The 17,775-nt window shown below is 44.7% G+C and carries 15 protein-coding genes; 1 reads left to right on the top strand and 14 read right to left on the bottom strand.

Translation table 11 applies throughout. The annotated features are described in order from the left end of the window. Window positions 1-61 precede the first annotated feature (61 nt). The 7 genes from hemB to tatA are packed head-to-tail and all read right to left on the bottom strand — an operon-like array spanning window position 62 to window position 5,625. Window positions 62-1,072, bottom strand: a complete 1,011-nt coding sequence (gene hemB, locus QME20_RS12840; protein WP_281716033.1) for a porphobilinogen synthase — start codon at window positions 1,070-1,072, stop codon at window positions 62-64. Next, entirely contained in the window at window positions 1,069-2,967 is a 1,899-nt protein-coding gene (locus QME20_RS12835) for a diguanylate cyclase (protein ID WP_281716032.1), read from the bottom strand. Before QME20_RS12835 ends, hemB begins: the two co-directional genes overlap by 4 nt. A 12-nt stretch (window positions 2,968-2,979) precedes the next feature. Next, on the bottom strand, window positions 2,980-3,756 hold the full coding sequence (locus QME20_RS12830) for a TatD family hydrolase (protein WP_281716031.1): 777 nt from the start codon (window positions 3,754-3,756) through the stop codon (window positions 2,980-2,982). Continuing rightward, a complete protein-coding gene (locus tag QME20_RS12825; RefSeq protein ID WP_014948089.1) occupies window positions 3,757-4,299 on the bottom strand; it encodes a hypothetical protein in 543 nt (180 codons plus the stop codon). It lies immediately after the preceding gene. Window positions 4,300-4,324: 25 nt separating this feature from the next. Continuing rightward, a complete protein-coding gene (tatC, locus tag QME20_RS12820; RefSeq protein WP_014948088.1) occupies window positions 4,325-5,080 on the bottom strand; it encodes a twin-arginine translocase subunit TatC in 756 nt (251 codons plus the stop codon). Beyond that, window positions 5,081-5,380: a Sec-independent protein translocase protein TatB gene (tatB, locus tag QME20_RS12815; protein WP_014948087.1), complete on the bottom strand. Its 300-nt coding sequence runs from the start codon at window positions 5,378-5,380 to the stop codon at window positions 5,081-5,083. Beyond that, on the bottom strand, window positions 5,380-5,625 hold the full coding sequence (tatA, locus tag QME20_RS12810; RefSeq protein ID WP_230633705.1) for a Sec-independent protein translocase subunit TatA: 246 nt from the start codon (window positions 5,623-5,625) through the stop codon (window positions 5,380-5,382). The genes tatB and tatA overlap by 1 nt, the downstream gene beginning before the upstream one ends. Before the next feature lie 177 nt (window positions 5,626-5,802). Here tatA and QME20_RS12805 point away from each other — a divergent pair, with 177 nt between their 5' ends. After that, window positions 5,803-6,864 (top strand): hypothetical protein, encoded by a 1,062-nt coding sequence (locus tag QME20_RS12805; RefSeq protein ID WP_278346274.1) that lies wholly within the window; start codon window positions 5,803-5,805, stop codon window positions 6,862-6,864. An 80-nt stretch (window positions 6,865-6,944) separates the two neighbouring features. On the opposite strand, the gene ilvN is transcribed toward QME20_RS12805, so the two are convergent. The 7 genes from ilvN to QME20_RS12770 form a co-directional block, all read right to left on the bottom strand. Continuing rightward, complete coding sequence (gene ilvN, locus QME20_RS12800; RefSeq protein ID WP_014975513.1) at window positions 6,945-7,442, bottom strand: acetolactate synthase small subunit; 498 nt, start codon at window positions 7,440-7,442, stop codon at window positions 6,945-6,947. Continuing rightward, window positions 7,442-9,160, bottom strand: a complete 1,719-nt coding sequence (locus QME20_RS12795; RefSeq protein WP_039225051.1) for an acetolactate synthase 3 large subunit — start codon at window positions 9,158-9,160, stop codon at window positions 7,442-7,444. The genes ilvN and QME20_RS12795 overlap by 1 nt, the downstream gene beginning before the upstream one ends. Window positions 9,161-9,433: 273 nt before the next feature. Continuing rightward, window positions 9,434-9,811: a DUF413 domain-containing protein gene (locus QME20_RS12790; RefSeq protein WP_061486911.1), complete on the bottom strand. Its 378-nt coding sequence runs from the start codon at window positions 9,809-9,811 to the stop codon at window positions 9,434-9,436. A gap of 233 nt (window positions 9,812-10,044) precedes the next feature. After that, entirely contained in the window at window positions 10,045-10,506 is a 462-nt protein-coding gene (locus QME20_RS12785; protein WP_187446944.1) for a hotdog fold domain-containing protein, read from the bottom strand. A gap of 242 nt (window positions 10,507-10,748) precedes the next feature. Further along, window positions 10,749-12,743, bottom strand: a complete 1,995-nt coding sequence (locus tag QME20_RS12780; protein WP_239259218.1) for an alpha-amylase family protein — start codon at window positions 12,741-12,743, stop codon at window positions 10,749-10,751. A gap of 104 nt (window positions 12,744-12,847) precedes the next feature. Further along, complete coding sequence (locus QME20_RS12775; protein ID WP_281716030.1) at window positions 12,848-14,413, bottom strand: tetratricopeptide repeat-containing sulfotransferase family protein; 1,566 nt, start codon at window positions 14,411-14,413, stop codon at window positions 12,848-12,850. Window positions 14,414-14,506: 93 nt separating this feature from the next. Continuing rightward, complete coding sequence (locus QME20_RS12770; RefSeq protein WP_281716029.1) at window positions 14,507-16,978, bottom strand: TonB-dependent receptor; 2,472 nt, start codon at window positions 16,976-16,978, stop codon at window positions 14,507-14,509. Between the last annotated feature and the right edge of the window lie 797 nt (window positions 16,979-17,775).

The following is a 17,775-nucleotide window of genomic DNA, read 5'->3' as shown; positions in this document are numbered from 1 at the left end:
AACATGAAAAAAAGCCGTGCATTGCACGGCTTTTTTGTTGTCGAACCTTTGGTTGTTGGTATTACTTGTCATTTTGCTTCGCTAAAAGCGCAGCAGCTTGCGGAGCGAAATAAGTCAGAATCCCGTCTGCGCCAGCGCGCTTAAACGCTAATAACGATTCTAGGATTACCGCGTCTTCTTTTAGCCAACCATTAGCAAAAGCAGCTTGATGCATAGCGTACTCGCCACTTACTTGATAGGCGAATGTCGGTACTTTAAATTCGTCTTTACAACGACGCACAACATCTAAATACGGCATACCTGGCTTCACCATTACCATGTCAGCGCCCTCTTCTATATCAAGCGCAATTTCGTGGAGTGCTTCATCGGTGTTGGCAGGATCCATTTGATAGGTTTTCTTGTTGCCGCCCTTTATATTTGCAGCGGAGCCGACGGCATCACGAAATGGACCGTAGTACGCAGACGCGTATTTAGCAGAATAAGCCATAATACACGTATTGATGTGACCTGCTTCTTCAAGTGCTTTTCGGATACTGCCAATGCGCCCATCCATCATGTCAGAAGGCGCAACAATATCAGCGCCAGCTTCAGCATGCGATAACGCTTGCTTAATGAGCACCTCGACTGTTTCGTCGTTCATCACATAACCAGTTTCGTCTAAGAGGCCATCTTGACCATGAGACGTAAATGGATCTAATGCGATATCAGACATCAGCATTACTTCAGGAAACGCCTTTTTGAGCGCTCTCATAGCTTGCTGAGCAAGCCCTTCAGGATTGAACGCTTCGCTTGCACACTCGGTTTTAAGAGACATAGGTGTCACAGGGAAAAGCGCAATCGTTCTAATGCCCAGCTCTACCCATTTCTCCGTTTCTTGCACTAGCAAATCGATAGAAAGTCTTTCCACACCAGGCATAGAAGGTACGGCTTCTCGTGCGTTCTCACCGGGTAGTACAAAAACAGGGTAAATGAGATCGTCAGTGGTTAAACGGTGCTCTGCCACAAGCCCTCTTAAAGCATCTTTGGCGCGTAGTCTGCGCATTCTTCTTTGAGGGAAAGGTGAAGATGTCATAGTTTTTCCTGTAAATGGTTATGTATTACTGTATTGCGGCCCGCAGCCTTGGCTTCGTAAAGGCATTCGTCGGCGAACTTGAAAAGATTTTGCGCGTGCTCTTCATCAATAATAATGGTTGTAGAAACGCCCGCGCTTGCAGTTAGCTTAATGGTTTCCCCTTCGTAATCAAGTGGGGTCGACGCAAGGCTATCTCGCATATTTTCGGCAACGTGAAAAGCGCCTTCAAGATCGGTATTAGGCAATATAATGGCAAACTCTTCACCACCTATGCGACACAAGTCATCTGTAGGGCGATGGATGTGCTTCTGAAAGACATTGGTGACGTGAATTAAGCACGCGTCACCACCATCATGTCCATGTTGATCATTAATTTGCTTAAAATGATCCACGTCAACAATGATGAGAGATAATGGTGTTTGTTCACGTCTACTGCGTCGCCCTTCAGAACGCAGACGCTTATCGAAATGTCGACGGTTGTGCGCTCCTGTGAGCGGATCTATTGCATTTAACCTTTCCAGTTCTTGGTTAACTTCAGACAACTCGCGTAACGTAATTTCTAGCTCTAACGTGCGTTCTTGTACTTTATACTCCAGGTCATCTTGATAACGCTTTTGTACTTCAAGTAAATTCTCTTTGGCCGTATTTGCCTGTTTTTCCTGCTCTAGCGCGAACTGCTGCGCCTCAATGAGATCATCGCGACTGTGGCTATAATTAATCGCTAAGATAAGTGCCAAGATAAGCGTTTCTACCGCGCCACCAATGATCAGCAGGTTATTTGACGAAATAGGCAATTGAATAATATTAACGTTATCAAGGCTCGCACTTAGTCCACTAATTAATAGAAAACCCCAAGCAATGGTAAAATAACGTGCTACGACCACCCCTTTGAGCGTTAGCCAAATACCTAACCCAAGAGTAAAAATAACGATGAGGCTAAGCAGTAACAGGAACGCCTTTATCATGAACGAGTAAGGCAAGATAAGGCCGAGGATTATACTTAACCCGCACACCCAACTGATTGCCTGTGTGATTTTATCTAGCTTTACGCTGTGGGCTCTAATAGGTAGTAGGCTTCGCGTAAACATCGCCGCAAACATAATAGTCGCGTTGGCAAACACAAGAATTGCTTTACCTTGAAACCATGTGCTTCCCGGCCACATATAGGAGAAGCCGTAGCCGTGTAACGTCGCCAATATAAGCGCCAAACTCATTACATAGCCAGAGTAATAAAGGAACGACACGTTACTTGTCGTTACCGTTAAAAATGCGTTACTCACGCCCATTGCTACCAAGATGCCAAAAAATATCCCCAATGCCAGGTTACGGCTTGATGTATAGGCAATAAACTCTGTTTCTTCCCATATACGAATAGGAAGGCGTACGCTGCCAGAGGTTTGTATTCGAATAATCACCCGCTGCGACTGAGCGCTTACTGGTAGGGGGAATAGTGGCTTCACATGAGAAACAGGCCGGTTGTCAAAGTGCAGGCCATCGCCACCTGAATAAGTAGCAATAGGCGTGCTGCCTATTTGGCTGTAAATCGCAACGTCTAAACTATCTAAAAGGGGATAGTCGATGTGCAATAGAAATCGACTTTCATTGCTTTGTGTTGGCGCAATGACCATTGAAAACCAATGTACGTTTGTGTTCATACCCAAGTTAATGGGTGAAGATATTGGTGTCCAGTCGGTAAGCGGCGTTTGAGTAATGGTAGTAAAATCGAGCGCATTGCCATTATCTACATTGAGATAAGTAAGCTGCGAGAAACGTGGTGTTGCACTGGCGTTAGGAGACAAACTAAACAACACAGACACAAATGCAACGACGGCCACTAGGGTGATAAGAATAAGACCCGCATCATACTTGCGCATCGCTTTCAGATTTGTCTGCATATAAACCTATGTTTAGCTGAGAGAAAACAACTCACAGCTATTAGCATAACTGCTAATACGTAATTTATCAGTCTCAACTTGCAGATATTCGCCTAATTGTTTAGCGATATTGGGTAGAAAAGCAGGTTCGTTATTACGTTTTCTCGGTCGAAGGGTTTTGGGAAACAGATAAGGCGCATCTGTTTCAAGAATAAGACGGTTTAAAGGTATAGACTTCACGGCTTCGCGTAGTGCTTCGCCTCGCTTCTCATCACATACCCAGCCAGTAATACCAATATAGAGCCCCAGCGCAAGGTAGTGCTGAACCTGCTCTGCATTCCCAGTGAAACAGTGGGCAATACCACCTTTTATACGAGGCATATACTCGGCTAATAACGCGACTTGTTCGTCAAACGCATCCCTTTCATGTAAATACACGGGTAAGTCTAATGCAGCCGCAATGTCTAACTGGGCTTCGAACACTGCCAACTGAACGGGCTGTGGCGAGAAGTTGCGATTAAAATCCAGACCACATTCACCAATTGCAACACACCCTTTCTGTTGTGCAAGTTCGCGTAACCACTTGTAATCACTTGGCGTGACATCTTTTGCATTGTGAGGATGGACACCGATAGTGTAACAGCATTGGGTTGGATACTTATTATATAGCGCTACTGCGGCGTCCCATTCACTGGGGTGCGTGGTGATAATGCAGAGTTTTTCTACCCCTGCATCTTTTGCTCGTTGTATAACTTCATCGGCGTCAAATCGCTTATCAAGCAAGTTGACGCCAGCATCAAACCAAGGCATTTATTTTACGCGTTTTACTTTCATGCGCTTGTTAAGCCCTTCTACACTTAAGAAAAATGCACCCAATAAGCCCCTTTCTACGGCTACCGACTGACCTTCCTTAAGCTTCATATAGGTTCCATCAGTTTGCTGCCATACAGAACCATCGCTGAAAGTTATAACATGCTTATCACGCACATTCTTCTTGATCGAAGCGATAGTGACCGCAATCTCAGAAGCTTCGTCAGACAAATCTCGCTTATGTTCAAGTCCAAAGTCATTCTTAGGTTCTGAGGCTTGAACTTGTCCCTGAGCGACAGGCGCTGGGCGAGGCTTCATCTGATTACCATTGTTGCTCTTGTAGGCCTGTAGTTGCTCAATCTGAGCGTCTGAACCTTCGTACTTGTTGAGTGATTTCGCGACGCTGTCATAGCACATAAGTCGCTTTAAACTATTATCCGTGTTGCGACATTTCTCCAATGCATCAGCAACTGTCTCAGCTTGTACATTAAACGCCCCAAACGCGCACAGAATAGTGGCAAGAGATAGCAGTCGGGTTTTCATTTTTATTCCTTTCTTTTTTTAACATCTATGTGTTGTCTGTTGTTTCAGTAGATGTATCGTCTTTTGGTGTTTTACCCGCGTAAAATCCCCCAACAATAACCCCTACTTCAAACAGCAACCACATTGGAATAGCTAATAATGTTTGAGAGATAACATCTGGAGGTGTTAGCAGCATGCCAACCACGAATGCACCAACAACCACGTACGGGCGCTTGGCTCGTAAAGACTTAGCATCCGTTACCCCAGTCCAGCACATTAAGATAATGGCTATCGGTATCTCGAATGAGACCCCAAATGCAAAGAACAGTTTCAAGACGAAGTTCAAATAACTGGATATATCTGTACTTACCGTTACACCTTCAGGTGCTACGCTTGTAAAAAACGCGAACGCTATTGGAAATACCACAAAGTAGGCAAACGCCATTCCTGCGTAAAACAGCAGCGTACTGGAAAGTAGTAAAGGCGCTACCAGGCGCTTTTCATTTCTGTACAAACCCGGAGCCACAAACCCCCATACTTGATAGAGCACATAGGGAATAGCAATAAAAAACGATAACACCAGTGTAAGTTTAAACGGAGCAAAGAAAGGTGATGCAACGTCGGTTGCAATCATGCTCGCATTTTCAGGTAAGGCTTCAAGCAATGGCATCGCCAATAGCTTATAAAGGTCTTGCGCAAACGCCGCAAGACAAATGAAGACGATAAGTACGCTCAAAAGGGCTTTGAGAATACGGCTACGCAATTCAATTAAATGAGAAATAAGGTTATTAGCGTCAGACATCTATTGCTTTTTATAAGGTTCTTGAACCGACTCTGCAGCTTTTTTTAGCTCATCGACGCTTTGTTCAAGTTCAGGTGAAAGATCTTTAAGCCCTTGCTGCTCTGCTTTTTTCAAATTTTCATGCAATTCGTGCACGCGCAACTGATGCTCAACTTCTTGCTTAAAGCCCGTTGCTACATTACGCACGCTACGAATTGTATTTATAGTTGAGCGCATGGCACCCGGTAATCTTTCTGGCCCTAAAATAAGCAGCGCCAGTACACCGATAACCAATAGCTCCCAAAAGCCGATATCGAACATTAGGATTTTTCTTTAACGTCGCTCTGCGTCTTAGTTGAAACAGGCTCTGCTGCTGACTTTTCTTCAACTTGCTTCTTTTGTTCAAAGTCTGCGTCTTTGTCTTCTTCGGTGACAGCTTTTTTGAAGCCTTTGATTGCGCCGCCTAAATCAGTACCTATACCTTTAAGGCGCTTCGTACCAAATAAAAGCACCACAATAACCAGTATGATCAGCAACTGCCAAACACTAATACCACCCATAAAAATAATCTCCCTTACATCGATTGGCACAGTATGCCATTGCCTGCTGATGCTTTCACCTGAATATTTACTTCAATGAATAAAGATTGACGTTTTGGTTGGGACAATCCATGCTCTGTATATTCCCAATGCGAATGGTCGAAACATTCAACTATGCTAATTTTTACAAGGAGTTAGTGAGCAATGCTATGCCTTACCGTGGTCTATTGCCATTTATTGCTCGCTTTACCTGTTGCACCTGACTCAGCTGCTGACACGTTGAACTCCCCCGTAAATGCGACCAGTGTAGGTATAACCTATCGGGACATTGCTCGGCCAGAAAATACGCCTTCTAACCGCGCTAACTCGACAAAAGAAAGTACACACTCCTTGCCTCCTTCAATACCTAATGAGCAATGGTTTGATATTTGGCAGCGTAGCTTCACCGACACCATGGACTTCACCGTAAAACAGCTTGATGGTTTGTTTGAAAGTTCAGATGAAATAGGTGCTTCAGGACAGAAGGAAGCCAGAGCCGAAGGCCGTGTTCAACTTGCATGGGAGCCAAGAAGTGGCATGCTCTCGGATACGGATTTGCGCTTCAGGGTAAGAGTTCGCCTACCGGCTTTAAAAGAACGCGTTGATTTACTATTAAGTGATAACGAAGACGAGACACAGAACAACACAATACGAGCCGCGAGGGATACCGGCAATAACAACCGCGATCGAACGACCATCGCGCTTCGCTTTCGTCCTGAGCAAGACTCTCACTACTCATTTAGAATTGGCGCTGGTCGCCGCGACCAACTCTATGCGATGACCCGATACAGAGATGCTTTTGCCTTTTCTAAACAATGGGCCATGCTATACGACGCCGAACTTTACTATTACACCCGTGACCGTTTGGGTGCGGAGGTGGGCGTCGCTTTTCAATACGAAATCAATAAAAAGCACCTGGTTCGACAAAATAATCGCTACTACTACCGCGACGATACCAACGACTGGCTATGGCGTCACGAGGTCCACCATTTGTTTTCGGTAGATCAACATAACGCCGTTATTCCTCACTTTATGGTGGAAGGACTTAGCCAACCCAACTTTCGCGTAGAAGAAGTCTATGGCGGGTTTAGGTGGCGTAACAACATGCTGCGCGATTGGCTATTCTTTGAGGTAGAGCCTTTCGTTTTATGGCTACGTGAAGAGGATTTTAAAACCTCATACGGCGTAGCCCTGCGCGTAGAAGCCTATTATGGGCGCGATACTTAGGGTAATTCCCTAGAATGAAAAAAGGCTGTCTACTGACAGCCTTTCGAAAAAACGCTTTGCGCGAAAACTCGGGAAAAAATTTAAGGACGAAGCGCCCTATCACCTCGAGCAAGCCCACACACACCGGTTCGCGATGATTCGATAATTTCAGCACACTGCCCCATAGTCGTGGCAAATGCATCTAGCTTATCTGTGGTGCCCGTAATTTCAATGGTGTAGTTGTTTACGTTCACATCCACAATACGCGCACGGAAGATATCAGAGTTCCGCTTCACTTCAGCACGTACCGACTCTGTGCGAGTCGCGACTTTAATCAGCATAAGTTCGCGTTCAATGTGCGTACCTTCAGTAAGGTCTACCACTTTTAGCACATCAATAAGCTTATTCACTTGCTTAGTAATTTGCTCTATGACTTTGTCGTCGCCGTGCGTGATAATCGTTAGACGCGAAAGGCTCGCGTCGTCGGTTGGTGCCACACACAGTGAGTCGACGTTGTAACCACGTTGTGAGAATACACCAACGATACGAGATAGTGCGCCAGGGGCGTTTTCCATTAATACAGAGATAATACGTTTCATCAGGTTCGCTCCGTCTTGCTTAAGCGCATGTCATCCATTGCGCCAAACTTAATTTGCATTGGATATACGTGTTCGTTTTGGTCTACTGCTATGTCCATAAACACTAAGCGATCTGTGTAACTGAAACATTTCTCCATTGCTGCGTCTAGCTCGTCAAGCTTGTCTACTTTAATGCCCACATGTCCGTAAGCTTCTGCCAATTTCACAAAGTCAGGCATTGAATCCATGTAAGAGTGTGAGTGACGTCCTTTGTAAATCATATCCTGCCACTGACGAACCATACCTAGGGCACGGTTATTCAATGAGATAATCTTGATAGGCAGGTTGTACTGCAAACAAGTAGATAGCTCTTGAATATTCATTTGAATACTGCCGTCACCCGTTACTACCACAGAGGTTGAACCTGGATGCGCAAACTGCACACCCATTGCAGCCGGTAAACCAAAGCCCATGGTGCCAAGACCACCTGAGTTGATCCACTGACGCGGTTTATCATAAGGGTAATAAAGCGCAGCAAACATTTGATGCTGACCCACGTCAGAACTTACGTAAGCTTTACCGTCTGTGTGTTTGTACAAGGCTTCGATAACGCGCTGAGGCTTAATTACCTCTTCGCCCTGTGCGTAGTTTAAGCACTGACGAGCGCGCCAGGTTTCAATTTGTTGCCACCAATCGGCCAGCTTTTCGCTTTGACCTGATAAGTCTTTCTTATTTACCTGACTTAAGATTTGATCAAGTACTTTATCTACCGAACCTACCACAGGAATATGCGCATTTACGGTTTTAGAAATCGATGCTGGGTCAATATCAACGTGAATAATATCCGCATGTGGGCAGAACTTATCAACGTTATTAGTAACACGGTCATCAAAACGTGCACCTAGTGCAATGATGCAGTCGGCATTATGCATGGTCTTGTTCGCTTCAAGCGTACCGTGCATACCTAGCATGCCGATAAATTGCTTGTGTGTACCCGGCATAGCACCAAGGCCCATTAGCGTACAAGTTACCGGTGCATTAAGCTTCTCGGCTAATTCAATAACCTTTGCAGACGCATCGCAAGCTACAGCTCCACCGCCTACATACAGTACGGGACGTTCTGCTTTAAGTAGCGACTCAACTGCTTTTTTGACCTGTTTAGGATGGCCTTTTTCAGTTGGGTTGTAAGAACGCATGGTCACGTCAGTTGGGAACTCGTACGGGTGTTCTTCTGCTACGTTCACAATATCTTTTGGCAAATCTACTACCACCGGGCCAGGACGACCTGTGTTGGCAATATAATAAGCTTTAGCAATCGCTTCTGGGATATCAACCGCGCGCTTTACCAAAAAGCTGTGCTTAACGATAGGGCGTGAGCACCCCACCATGTCAGTTTCTTGGAATGCGTCTTCACCAATATGCTTCGACGGCACCTGTCCCGATAAAATAACCATCGGAATAGAGTCCATATATGCAGTAGCAATACCTGTAATAGTATTCGTAGCGCCTGGACCTGATGTGACGAGCACTGTGCCGGTTTTGCCAGTTGAACGTGCATAACCATCCGCCATGTGGGCGGCTGCCTGTTCATGACGTACGAGGACGTGTTTGACATCATCTTGCGCAAATAACGCATCATAAATGTCTAATACGGCACCACCTGGGTAACCGAACACGTGTGTCACTCCTACATCTTTTAGCGCTTCAACCACCATGGCTGCGCCCGACATCATTTTCACAGTGCTTTCTCCTGTAATGGGTTGGGGGGTTTGTCAGCGTACGTTGACGATGCCCCGACTATATCTAAGGTAATAGGAAGATAAAACACCAAATTGCGTAAAAGTGAGATATATATCCCAATATTCGCAATAATTAGGATAAATATTTCGACTTAAGTGTAATTTTGACAGAAAATAGGATATTTATTTACACGATTTTAACAGCGCAAACAATAAACATAGTTGCTTTAAGAGAGGCGCCTTTACACGTTTTAAATGCATAAAGGCATAAGCTTAATCATCGAGGTCGATATCAAGATCACTGTTATCGCTCATATCGTCGTCATCGTCAACATCTTGTTCAGCAGCACGCTTAGAGCCATAAATACTTGCTGTTTTTGGACGGTTTATTCTGGCTTGGTATTTCAACCACGCTTTCTCTTGCGGTGTTGCAGGGTCACGATGACCAAGAGCCGATTCCAAATAGGCTTGTTCTTCATCATTCTCTGGCGTAATTTTCCCGTCCACTAGTGCAGCGAATAAACTACCATGAGCCTGAAGAAGCTTACTTTCATTAATTGAAAAATCTCCTGAACGGGCAAAGCCGTACGGGTAATTTTTCTTATCTATAAAGGGTTTTCTTGCGAATTGCTCTTTTGTGATTACAGACATCTTAACCTCTTCCACCGCTAATACCTGCGTTGTAAACACAGACATAATTGCAACACCAACTGTTGAATGAAATAGACTACTGATATAGCGCCTTAATCGCTTTCAAGGTTATTCTTAGTCGGATTTTTATTTTCTGTCAAACAGAAAAGTAGCTGTAGTAAAAACTTAATATTGAATGTTTTAAAAGAGCATAAAAAAGGCCGCAAGCGCGGCCTTTTAATATAAGTGGGATATCAGCGTTTTTCACTTACCCAAACCGTAATAGTTCCGTCGACGACCACGGTGCCTTCAGCGTTATACGCCTTAACAGAAATAGGTAAGTCACCTGGTTTCCATGCGTCAGCTGGCACTTCTGCTACACAACGAATATCTGAGTCTGCTTTCGCCGGATACTTTACTTCCATACCTTTCGGGATCCACCTAAGGTTTTTAGGTATGGATGCTTCACACATGAACCCCATGGCCATTTCCAGACCATTGCAAATAGCAATAACGTGAACCGTTCCAATGTGATTTTCTACCGCTTTACGTTTACTAATAAGCACTTCACAGTAGTTTGGTTTAATGTCTGAGATAAGTGGTGAAACGGTAGAAAAATAAGGTGCCCTGCGCGCTGAGTACCAGCTAAATAGCTTCTTGCCAAACGGAAGTTTCATGAATTTATTATAGGTATTTAATATATAGTTCTTTGACATAGTGTCCACGCTAGCTTCAATTAAGCCTTACAAAAGTTCGCCTTTACACAACGTAGATTACGTGTGTCGCCAATCTGGTTTGACCAGTTACATACCTATAAACATAATCGTTGTGTGAATGGGTTGCAACTTTTGAATAGCGGTAAACGCAAAAAGCAGCACACAGTGCTGCTTAACTATGTTTTTCTGCAGTGCAAGTAAGTAAGCGTTAATTACTTGCCAATTTTTAGAAAAATGACCAACTAAAAATTCTGCATTGTATAGGCGCTATCACCAAAAACGAAACGATTTACCTTGCCACATTGGGCAAAGTGATTACCTGATGAGTAAGGTGTATTGGACTGGTTTACGTCAGCTTCCCACCCCTGACCGTTTTTGATAAATGCTTTAAGTTCAAACCAGCCGTTTACTGTTTTACTACAATCCATTTCAACGTCTAGCATCCAATGGTGTGGTCCCCAAACATTGAGTGGTTCAAGTCCAAAACCGTCAGACGCCACGGCTTTTGTCTCGCCCCACTGCGCAGGCCAGTTATTCGTTGTCCAATCCATTGCACTTCCTTCTGCTTCAGTACTTTGTGCAGACTCAATACCATACCAATCAAGGAAGTTATCGCCCTGCTTCCATGGCGAAGTTGTCGCATTGCGCAGGTTGTTGTGCCTTACAGGAATGGCACATAAATAATTACTATCTGTGCAGGTCGTACCGAACACTGATGCTGCATAGCCATGATCGATCCCACCGCGAACAAACATATCTTGTCCACTTTGGGTTTCTGCTTCAATAAAGATCACGGTGCGCTGCCAATCTGCACCAGTATTATCTGTTGGATTAACCCGGTTTTCATGATGAATAGCAAGAGCATCCCATGGTGCAAGGTCAACGTTAACCGTACCATCGGCATTTACTGTAACGGTTTCTCCAGTGCACGAGCTGCCATCAGCTCTGAGGTTACCTTTTAATACATTACAATAGGTGCCGGGTTGCATGCTTGAGGCGAGCGACGTGTATAGCACGCTGTCTTCTTTATTAATGGCAACAAATCCTTTATCTCCGCGGCCAAAGGCAATCTGGTTGTTGTTATTCGACCACCAATTAGTTAGCGAAAAATTTGATGCAGTAGCGTTTCTAAACGCCATGGCACCAGCTATGTATGACCAACGATGTTCACACTTCCAGTTATTGCCAAAGCACTCCAATGTGCCATTGTTATGAACGGGGACGTTTGGCCCCCCCCTTTCAGTATCACCGCCAAAGTCGTAGCTCGACATTACCTTTGGATAACCATAGGGATAAGCAAGCATAAATACGTTGGCTAAATCGTACAGCCTGCCATCTTCAAACGTAATAACGTTACCGCCACCACCGTGGCCGCGCTGATTATCGTGATTGTCTATAAAAACCACAGCTTTCGAGCTAGGCATAAAGCCCCAACCTTCCCCAAAGTTGCTCAGCCATGCTAGCTTGCCATTACGGAAAGTGTTGCCTATTTCAACGCTATACTTGAACTCAGTAACCAAACCATTTCCAAAGTATTCGTTGGCACTAATTGCTTCACCGCCTTGGTCAATGACTTCTTGAAAAACCAGTGGTGTGTTATTCAAACGCGCGACAATGCTATTGATATCTCCACTTGGCATGTGTTTACTTGCATCAAACCGAAAGCCTGCAACACCTAAACTAATTAAGTCGTTTAAGTAATTTACGATGGTGTCCTGTACATAAGTGCTGTCAGTATCTAAATCAGCTAAACCCACTAACTCGCAGTGCTGCACTTCGTAACGATTGTTATAGTTACTTATGGCACATGTCGGGTGAAAGTCGTTCGGCGAGTAAATAGGATATTGTTTAGCTCCGAATGTGTTACCCGCCGTTCCCGTTCCACTTCCAGCTGCCATGTGGTTTATTACCGCATCAACGTAAACATCAACACCGGACGCTTTGCACCGTTGCACCATATCAGCAAACTGAGCTCTGTTACCTCCGCGACTGGTAAGCTCATAACTTACCGGTTGATAACGTGCCCACCATTGAGACACCGTAATGTGCTCGTTAGGCGGAGACACTTGTACCGCGGCATAACCCTCAGGTCCTAGAAATGTTTCACATTCAGTAGCGATATCTTCCCATTTCCATTCAAATAAATGTACAAAAGTAGTGGGAGAAGCAATGGCACTGGTACTTATTGACAACGTAGACGAAAGTGCCAAAGCGGCAGCAGTAGAAGAGATTTTCATGGGTGTGTTCCTGCTTATTTTGTGAACACTAAGTAAGCCAGACGTTTCAAATTTGTTAAATATGCATACGTATGTAAGAACAAATGAATACGTATGCAGTGCCTTTATTGCGAAATCACTGCCTTAAGTACATCCAATTGCGGTTCATATCGTTTCCAGCGTCCAATAGACTTTGTATTAATTGGCTCTCGAACCTGCACTTTACTGGCGGTCGAAACAGGGAGCGTATTGTTTTCAACTTGTAGACATTGCGCTTCCCAAGGCAAGTTACAGAATGCCAATAGATCTTTGACTTCAGCTTGCGGATTCTGAGCAAGTTGCTCGTATGATTGCAGGCGAATAGCATTCGGATATGTATCAGCAAATTTCCTCACCCACTGTTCGAAGCTTTGATAAAGCTGTCCAATCACCTCAAGGTCGTAAGCGTAAGCGTAGTAAGGGCTGTGGATAGAAAACAACTGTCTGAAGTTACCTACGCAGGTATCCATTGGATTACGCAGCAAACAAACAATTTTTGCATTAGGTAGTGCCTGTCGAATTAGGTCGATATAGAAAAAATTGAATGGCAGTTTGTCGACTAAGTGCTTTGCCTCTTGTCGCAAGAAAGCCGTACGCTGAAGATAAAGCTCTCCAATTTTGGCCAAGTCACTCTGATATGCACTTTCAATGGTAGGCGTATCAAGCACTAGTTGGCTGCTAGTTTGGGTTACCTGTTTAACAGCAACGCCAAAGTCTTGTAGCTCTCCTCCAGAGGCAACTAACGAATGATGACTTAAAATACGCTCAACCAGTGTTGTGCCACTGCGCGGCATACCCACTACAAAAATGGGGGCGTCGCTTTGAGAAAGATTGGTGGAAAAAGCGTCCGAGCTAATCTGTGATTGCAAATTAGCATGAAGAGTATTAAATATTGCCTGATAATCTTTCAGCGTATTTTCACTACGTGCCTTCTGGGGCGCTTTCGCGTGTTGCAGGGATTCAAAAACACGAGTGTAATCACCTAGTGCTTCATACTCTTTCGCGAGCGCATGCCCTATGTGAAGTCGTGCATCGGGGTTTGCCTTTACTTTTTCCACTAAGGGGTCAAGTCGCGCTAAATGATTATTTTCACGCGAAATGCCGCCGAGATCAGACAGGGCAAAATGCGCCTGAAAGAAATTAGGCTCGTTATCGATGGCTTGTTCAAAATGCTTTCTGGCTAGCTCAAATTTTCCCGCAAACTTGCAGCTGACTGCATAGTTGTAGTGGTATTGCGGATTTGATGGCGCCAAAGCAAGGGCCTTTTCAAAATAGGCGATAGCATCCTCATGTAGGCCTACTCTCGATAATGAAACGCCAACCGTATCTAAGTCGAGAGCACGGGTAAGGCTCTTTACTGGCGAACGAGCCACACAGTCTAGCGCTTGCTGCATGTCGCCTTTTAACGCAAAGCATTTGGCCAGATAGGCAAAGGTAATTGAACGGTTTTCTATTTCGTTAGACTTAGTTAACAAGGCAATCGCCTTTTCTATCTGTCCGATTTCAACATGAATAATGCCAAGTAAAAAATAGGCGTGAGCATGCGGCCCGAATTGTTGAATCACTTCTACACAACAGCGGTGTGCTTGCTGATAATCACGTTGTGATAAAAACCTTACGGCGTCGTCTAAGCGAGTGTTACTTGTATTCATTTTTATCTTTTTTCAAAACCGTTTTAATACGAAAAAGGCGCTTACACGTTAAGCGTAAGCGCCTTTTTATTGTATCTTATAGCGATAACTATACTACATGCCGAATTGATACTTAAACATCAATCCCACAGTACGCGGTGTTAGCACATAATGGCCATAGTTTCGCTGTAACTCGATGCCATTTGGCTCTAGGGTGTCGTTAAACTGACCTAAACCAATATCGCCTACGTTACGACGAGTTGAAGTAAACGCATACTTATCGAATAAGTTGTCGATGTAGAGGGTTACCGACCAATCTTCATCTGAAATTGTCGCGTTCAAATTACTTACTGCGTAGCCAGGCAGCGCCTCACCATCTTGACGAAGGCCAACCGTGGTATACACATCGCTTTGCGCAGTGATACCGTAGTTCACATTCAACATTTTATCGTCAAATACTTCTTGGCTGTATGTGATACCGAATGAGAACTGATGCTCTGCAGTTCCCGGTAAACGGTCACCATCTTTACCATCGTAAAAGTCTTGAAGCTCTGTGCGTTGCTCATCAAACACACCAAATAAGAATGGTGCGTCTGCAGTTAACTCAGCTTGTGTGTAGGCGTATGTTGCATAAGTCGTGATATTGTCGCCAATAATGCCGCGAATCGAGAATTCCGCTCCCTTCGACTCCGCACCTTCAGCATTAACGATAATCGGCTGCTGACCATTGATTGTGGCACCCGACACCTGAGGGTCTTGCCAGTCAACGTAGAATAGCGCCGTATTCAGCTGAAGTTTGTTTCTGAAGAAACTGGTTTTAACGCCTAGCTCATAGTTAGTTGTGGTATCCGCCTCAAAGAGTTGTTCTTCAGGAGTAGCACAAACAATTTGGTTATTCAGATCATCGACATTATCTGGGCAAGCACCAACGCTGTTCGCGCCACCAATTCTGAAGCCTTCACTGATGGTCAAATAACCCATTGTGCTGTTCGTAAACTGATAGCTAGTGTTGAATTTGAATAACGTGCCGCTATCGTCAGCTTCTGTCTCACCATAATCTAGTACGATAGAGTCAGACGCTCTGCTTTCAAATACTGAGTTGTAAAGCGGTAAGTCGACAGCCGAACGTGAATGCACATCATATTGGTATGCACGTAAACCTAATGTAACGTCCCAGTCGCTTGTTAGCTCGTAAGTAAGTTCTCCGAATAACGCTTTTTCAGTAACCTCGCTTTCGTCAACTGAGAAGTATTCAAGTGCATCTGGACGATAGTTACCGTCTACACCCCACACGTCAATGGCATAAACATCGAAGTTAGGTGTAAATTCTTTACTGCTGCCTTCACTGTCTAAGTCGTAATAAAAGCCGCCAATGATCCATGATAGAGGCCCACTGGTTTGAGAAACTAAGCGCAGTTCTTGCGTAAAAACTTCCCGTTCTTCCACTTCTTCCGTGTACGCCGAGAATGCTGGAAATTCTTCATAGCTGTAGTCTAAACGAATTAAAAGATCAGTTTGGTCACGTTGGCCGTTCGCGTCAAAGTTAGATAGACCGGTTGCAGATACTAATTCTGCAAAGCCCAGGTCAGCACTTACTTCTAAGCTTAATAGCTCGTCTTCTTTTTCACGCGGCTCTTCGTAGCGATAGGCTGATTCGTACTTGCCGATAACATCGCTTAAAGGATTTTCGTCCGAAAGCGCGTCGTAATGTGTGATAGAGCGACCTTCAACGTCCTGCTTTTGGTAAAAGTAAGTCAATGTGCTGTCAAACCAGTCGTTCGGCGCCCAGCGTACTGCAATACGGCCTGTTAGCGTATCTTCACCGTTAGCATCTTCAACACGACGTAGGTTGCTATTCACCTCTTCTTCATTAGACCAGTCTGGGTCTGGCAGTGACACACCGCCCTCTTTTACCACATAGTTGTAGTCAAGGAAGCCTGGGTTATTGAAATAGTTCAATGACGCGCGTACGGCTAATTCACCATCAATAATAGGTGCGTTGAAGACAATACTGCTTTCTCCACCTAGTGAATCGCTCTCGCTAATGCTGAACACATCACCCGTTACTTCCCCAGACACAAACTCTAAATCGACTTTCTTAGGAAGATAACGAATAGCACCGCCCAAGGTTCCTGCTCCGTAAAGCGTACCCTGCGGACCAATAAGAACTTCAACGCGATCTACGTCTACAAGACGCATATTCAGGAAAAGAGGGATATCACCAAAGTAGGTGGCTACCGTGCCGCCATTTGAACCAGGGCCTGATGAATTAGTATTTAGACCACGTACGATAATTGGAGAGTCGTTTCGTCCACCTTGATCTGTCACCGTAAGACCAGGTACCCAACGCGCTACGCCGTCAAGATCTTCAATATTCTGTTGGTCTAAAACGTCAGAGGTTAGCGCTGAGATATTAATAGGCACTTCTTGTAGGGTGCCGCTTCTGCGCGTTGCGGTTACTTCTACTTTTTCAATTTGTTTTTCGTCTACTGTAACCGTTTGGGCATATACGCTTGGGCTTGAGCAAGCGGCTAACACGGCGCCTGCTACAGCGGAAATATGGAAAGGAGCACTCTTACTATGCATGTTCTCTCTCTTAAAATGGACATTGCTAAAAACCACTAGCCCATTCCATAGGAAAAAACAGAGTCCTTCTAATTAAGCGTTTTAGCGTGAATTGGGTAAAAATGTGTACCGGCTCGTTCTTTGTAGCGTTCTTATTATTATTCATTGCTACTCAGTGAAAAGGGCCTAGAACCCAAGACTCAGCAGAATACGTGCCGGAATTTGCGCGCATTCTAATATAAAAAACGTCAAAAGCCAGAGCAAAACAGGGTATTTATTCATTTAAAGCGCAAATAATCCCACAACACGTTGCGCATTGGGGCGGCCGCACTTTATGAGAGCTCATAAAATAATTACTTTTAACTGAAATATCATAGCCTTATAGAAATAGGCACATAACTATATTAAAGTCGCACGACTTTGGTGCGTGAAAAATCGAATTTATACCCAGAATCAGTGCAGGGTTTTGTGGGAAAGGAAAGCTTAGAGGAACACCGTTCGATGCAAGTGAATTTGGAGCGAGAAACAGATTTGTTCTCGTTGTGAAGCAATGGCCGACACTCGGTCGCGGGCCCACCAAGGGGTCGCACTTAAAAACAAGATAAGTTTTTATTTTTGAGGTGTCTGAAAAATTTGGAGCGGGAAACGAGATTCGCCAACTGGCCGACACTCGGTCGCGGGCCCATCAAGGGGTCGCATTGATACACTAATCAAAGGCTGTTACAAAAATAGGAGTGTAAAAATTTGGAGCGGGAAACGAGATTCGAACTCGCGACCCCGACCTTGGCAAGGTCGTGCTCTACCAACTGAGCTATTCC

Source organism: Alteromonas sp. CyTr2, assembly GCF_947311905.1.
GTDB classification, from domain to species: Bacteria; Pseudomonadota; Gammaproteobacteria; order Enterobacterales; family Alteromonadaceae; genus Alteromonas; species Alteromonas macleodii.
Note: the sequence above shows the minus strand (reverse complement) of the source record. Positions and strands in the feature narration are given on the sequence as shown.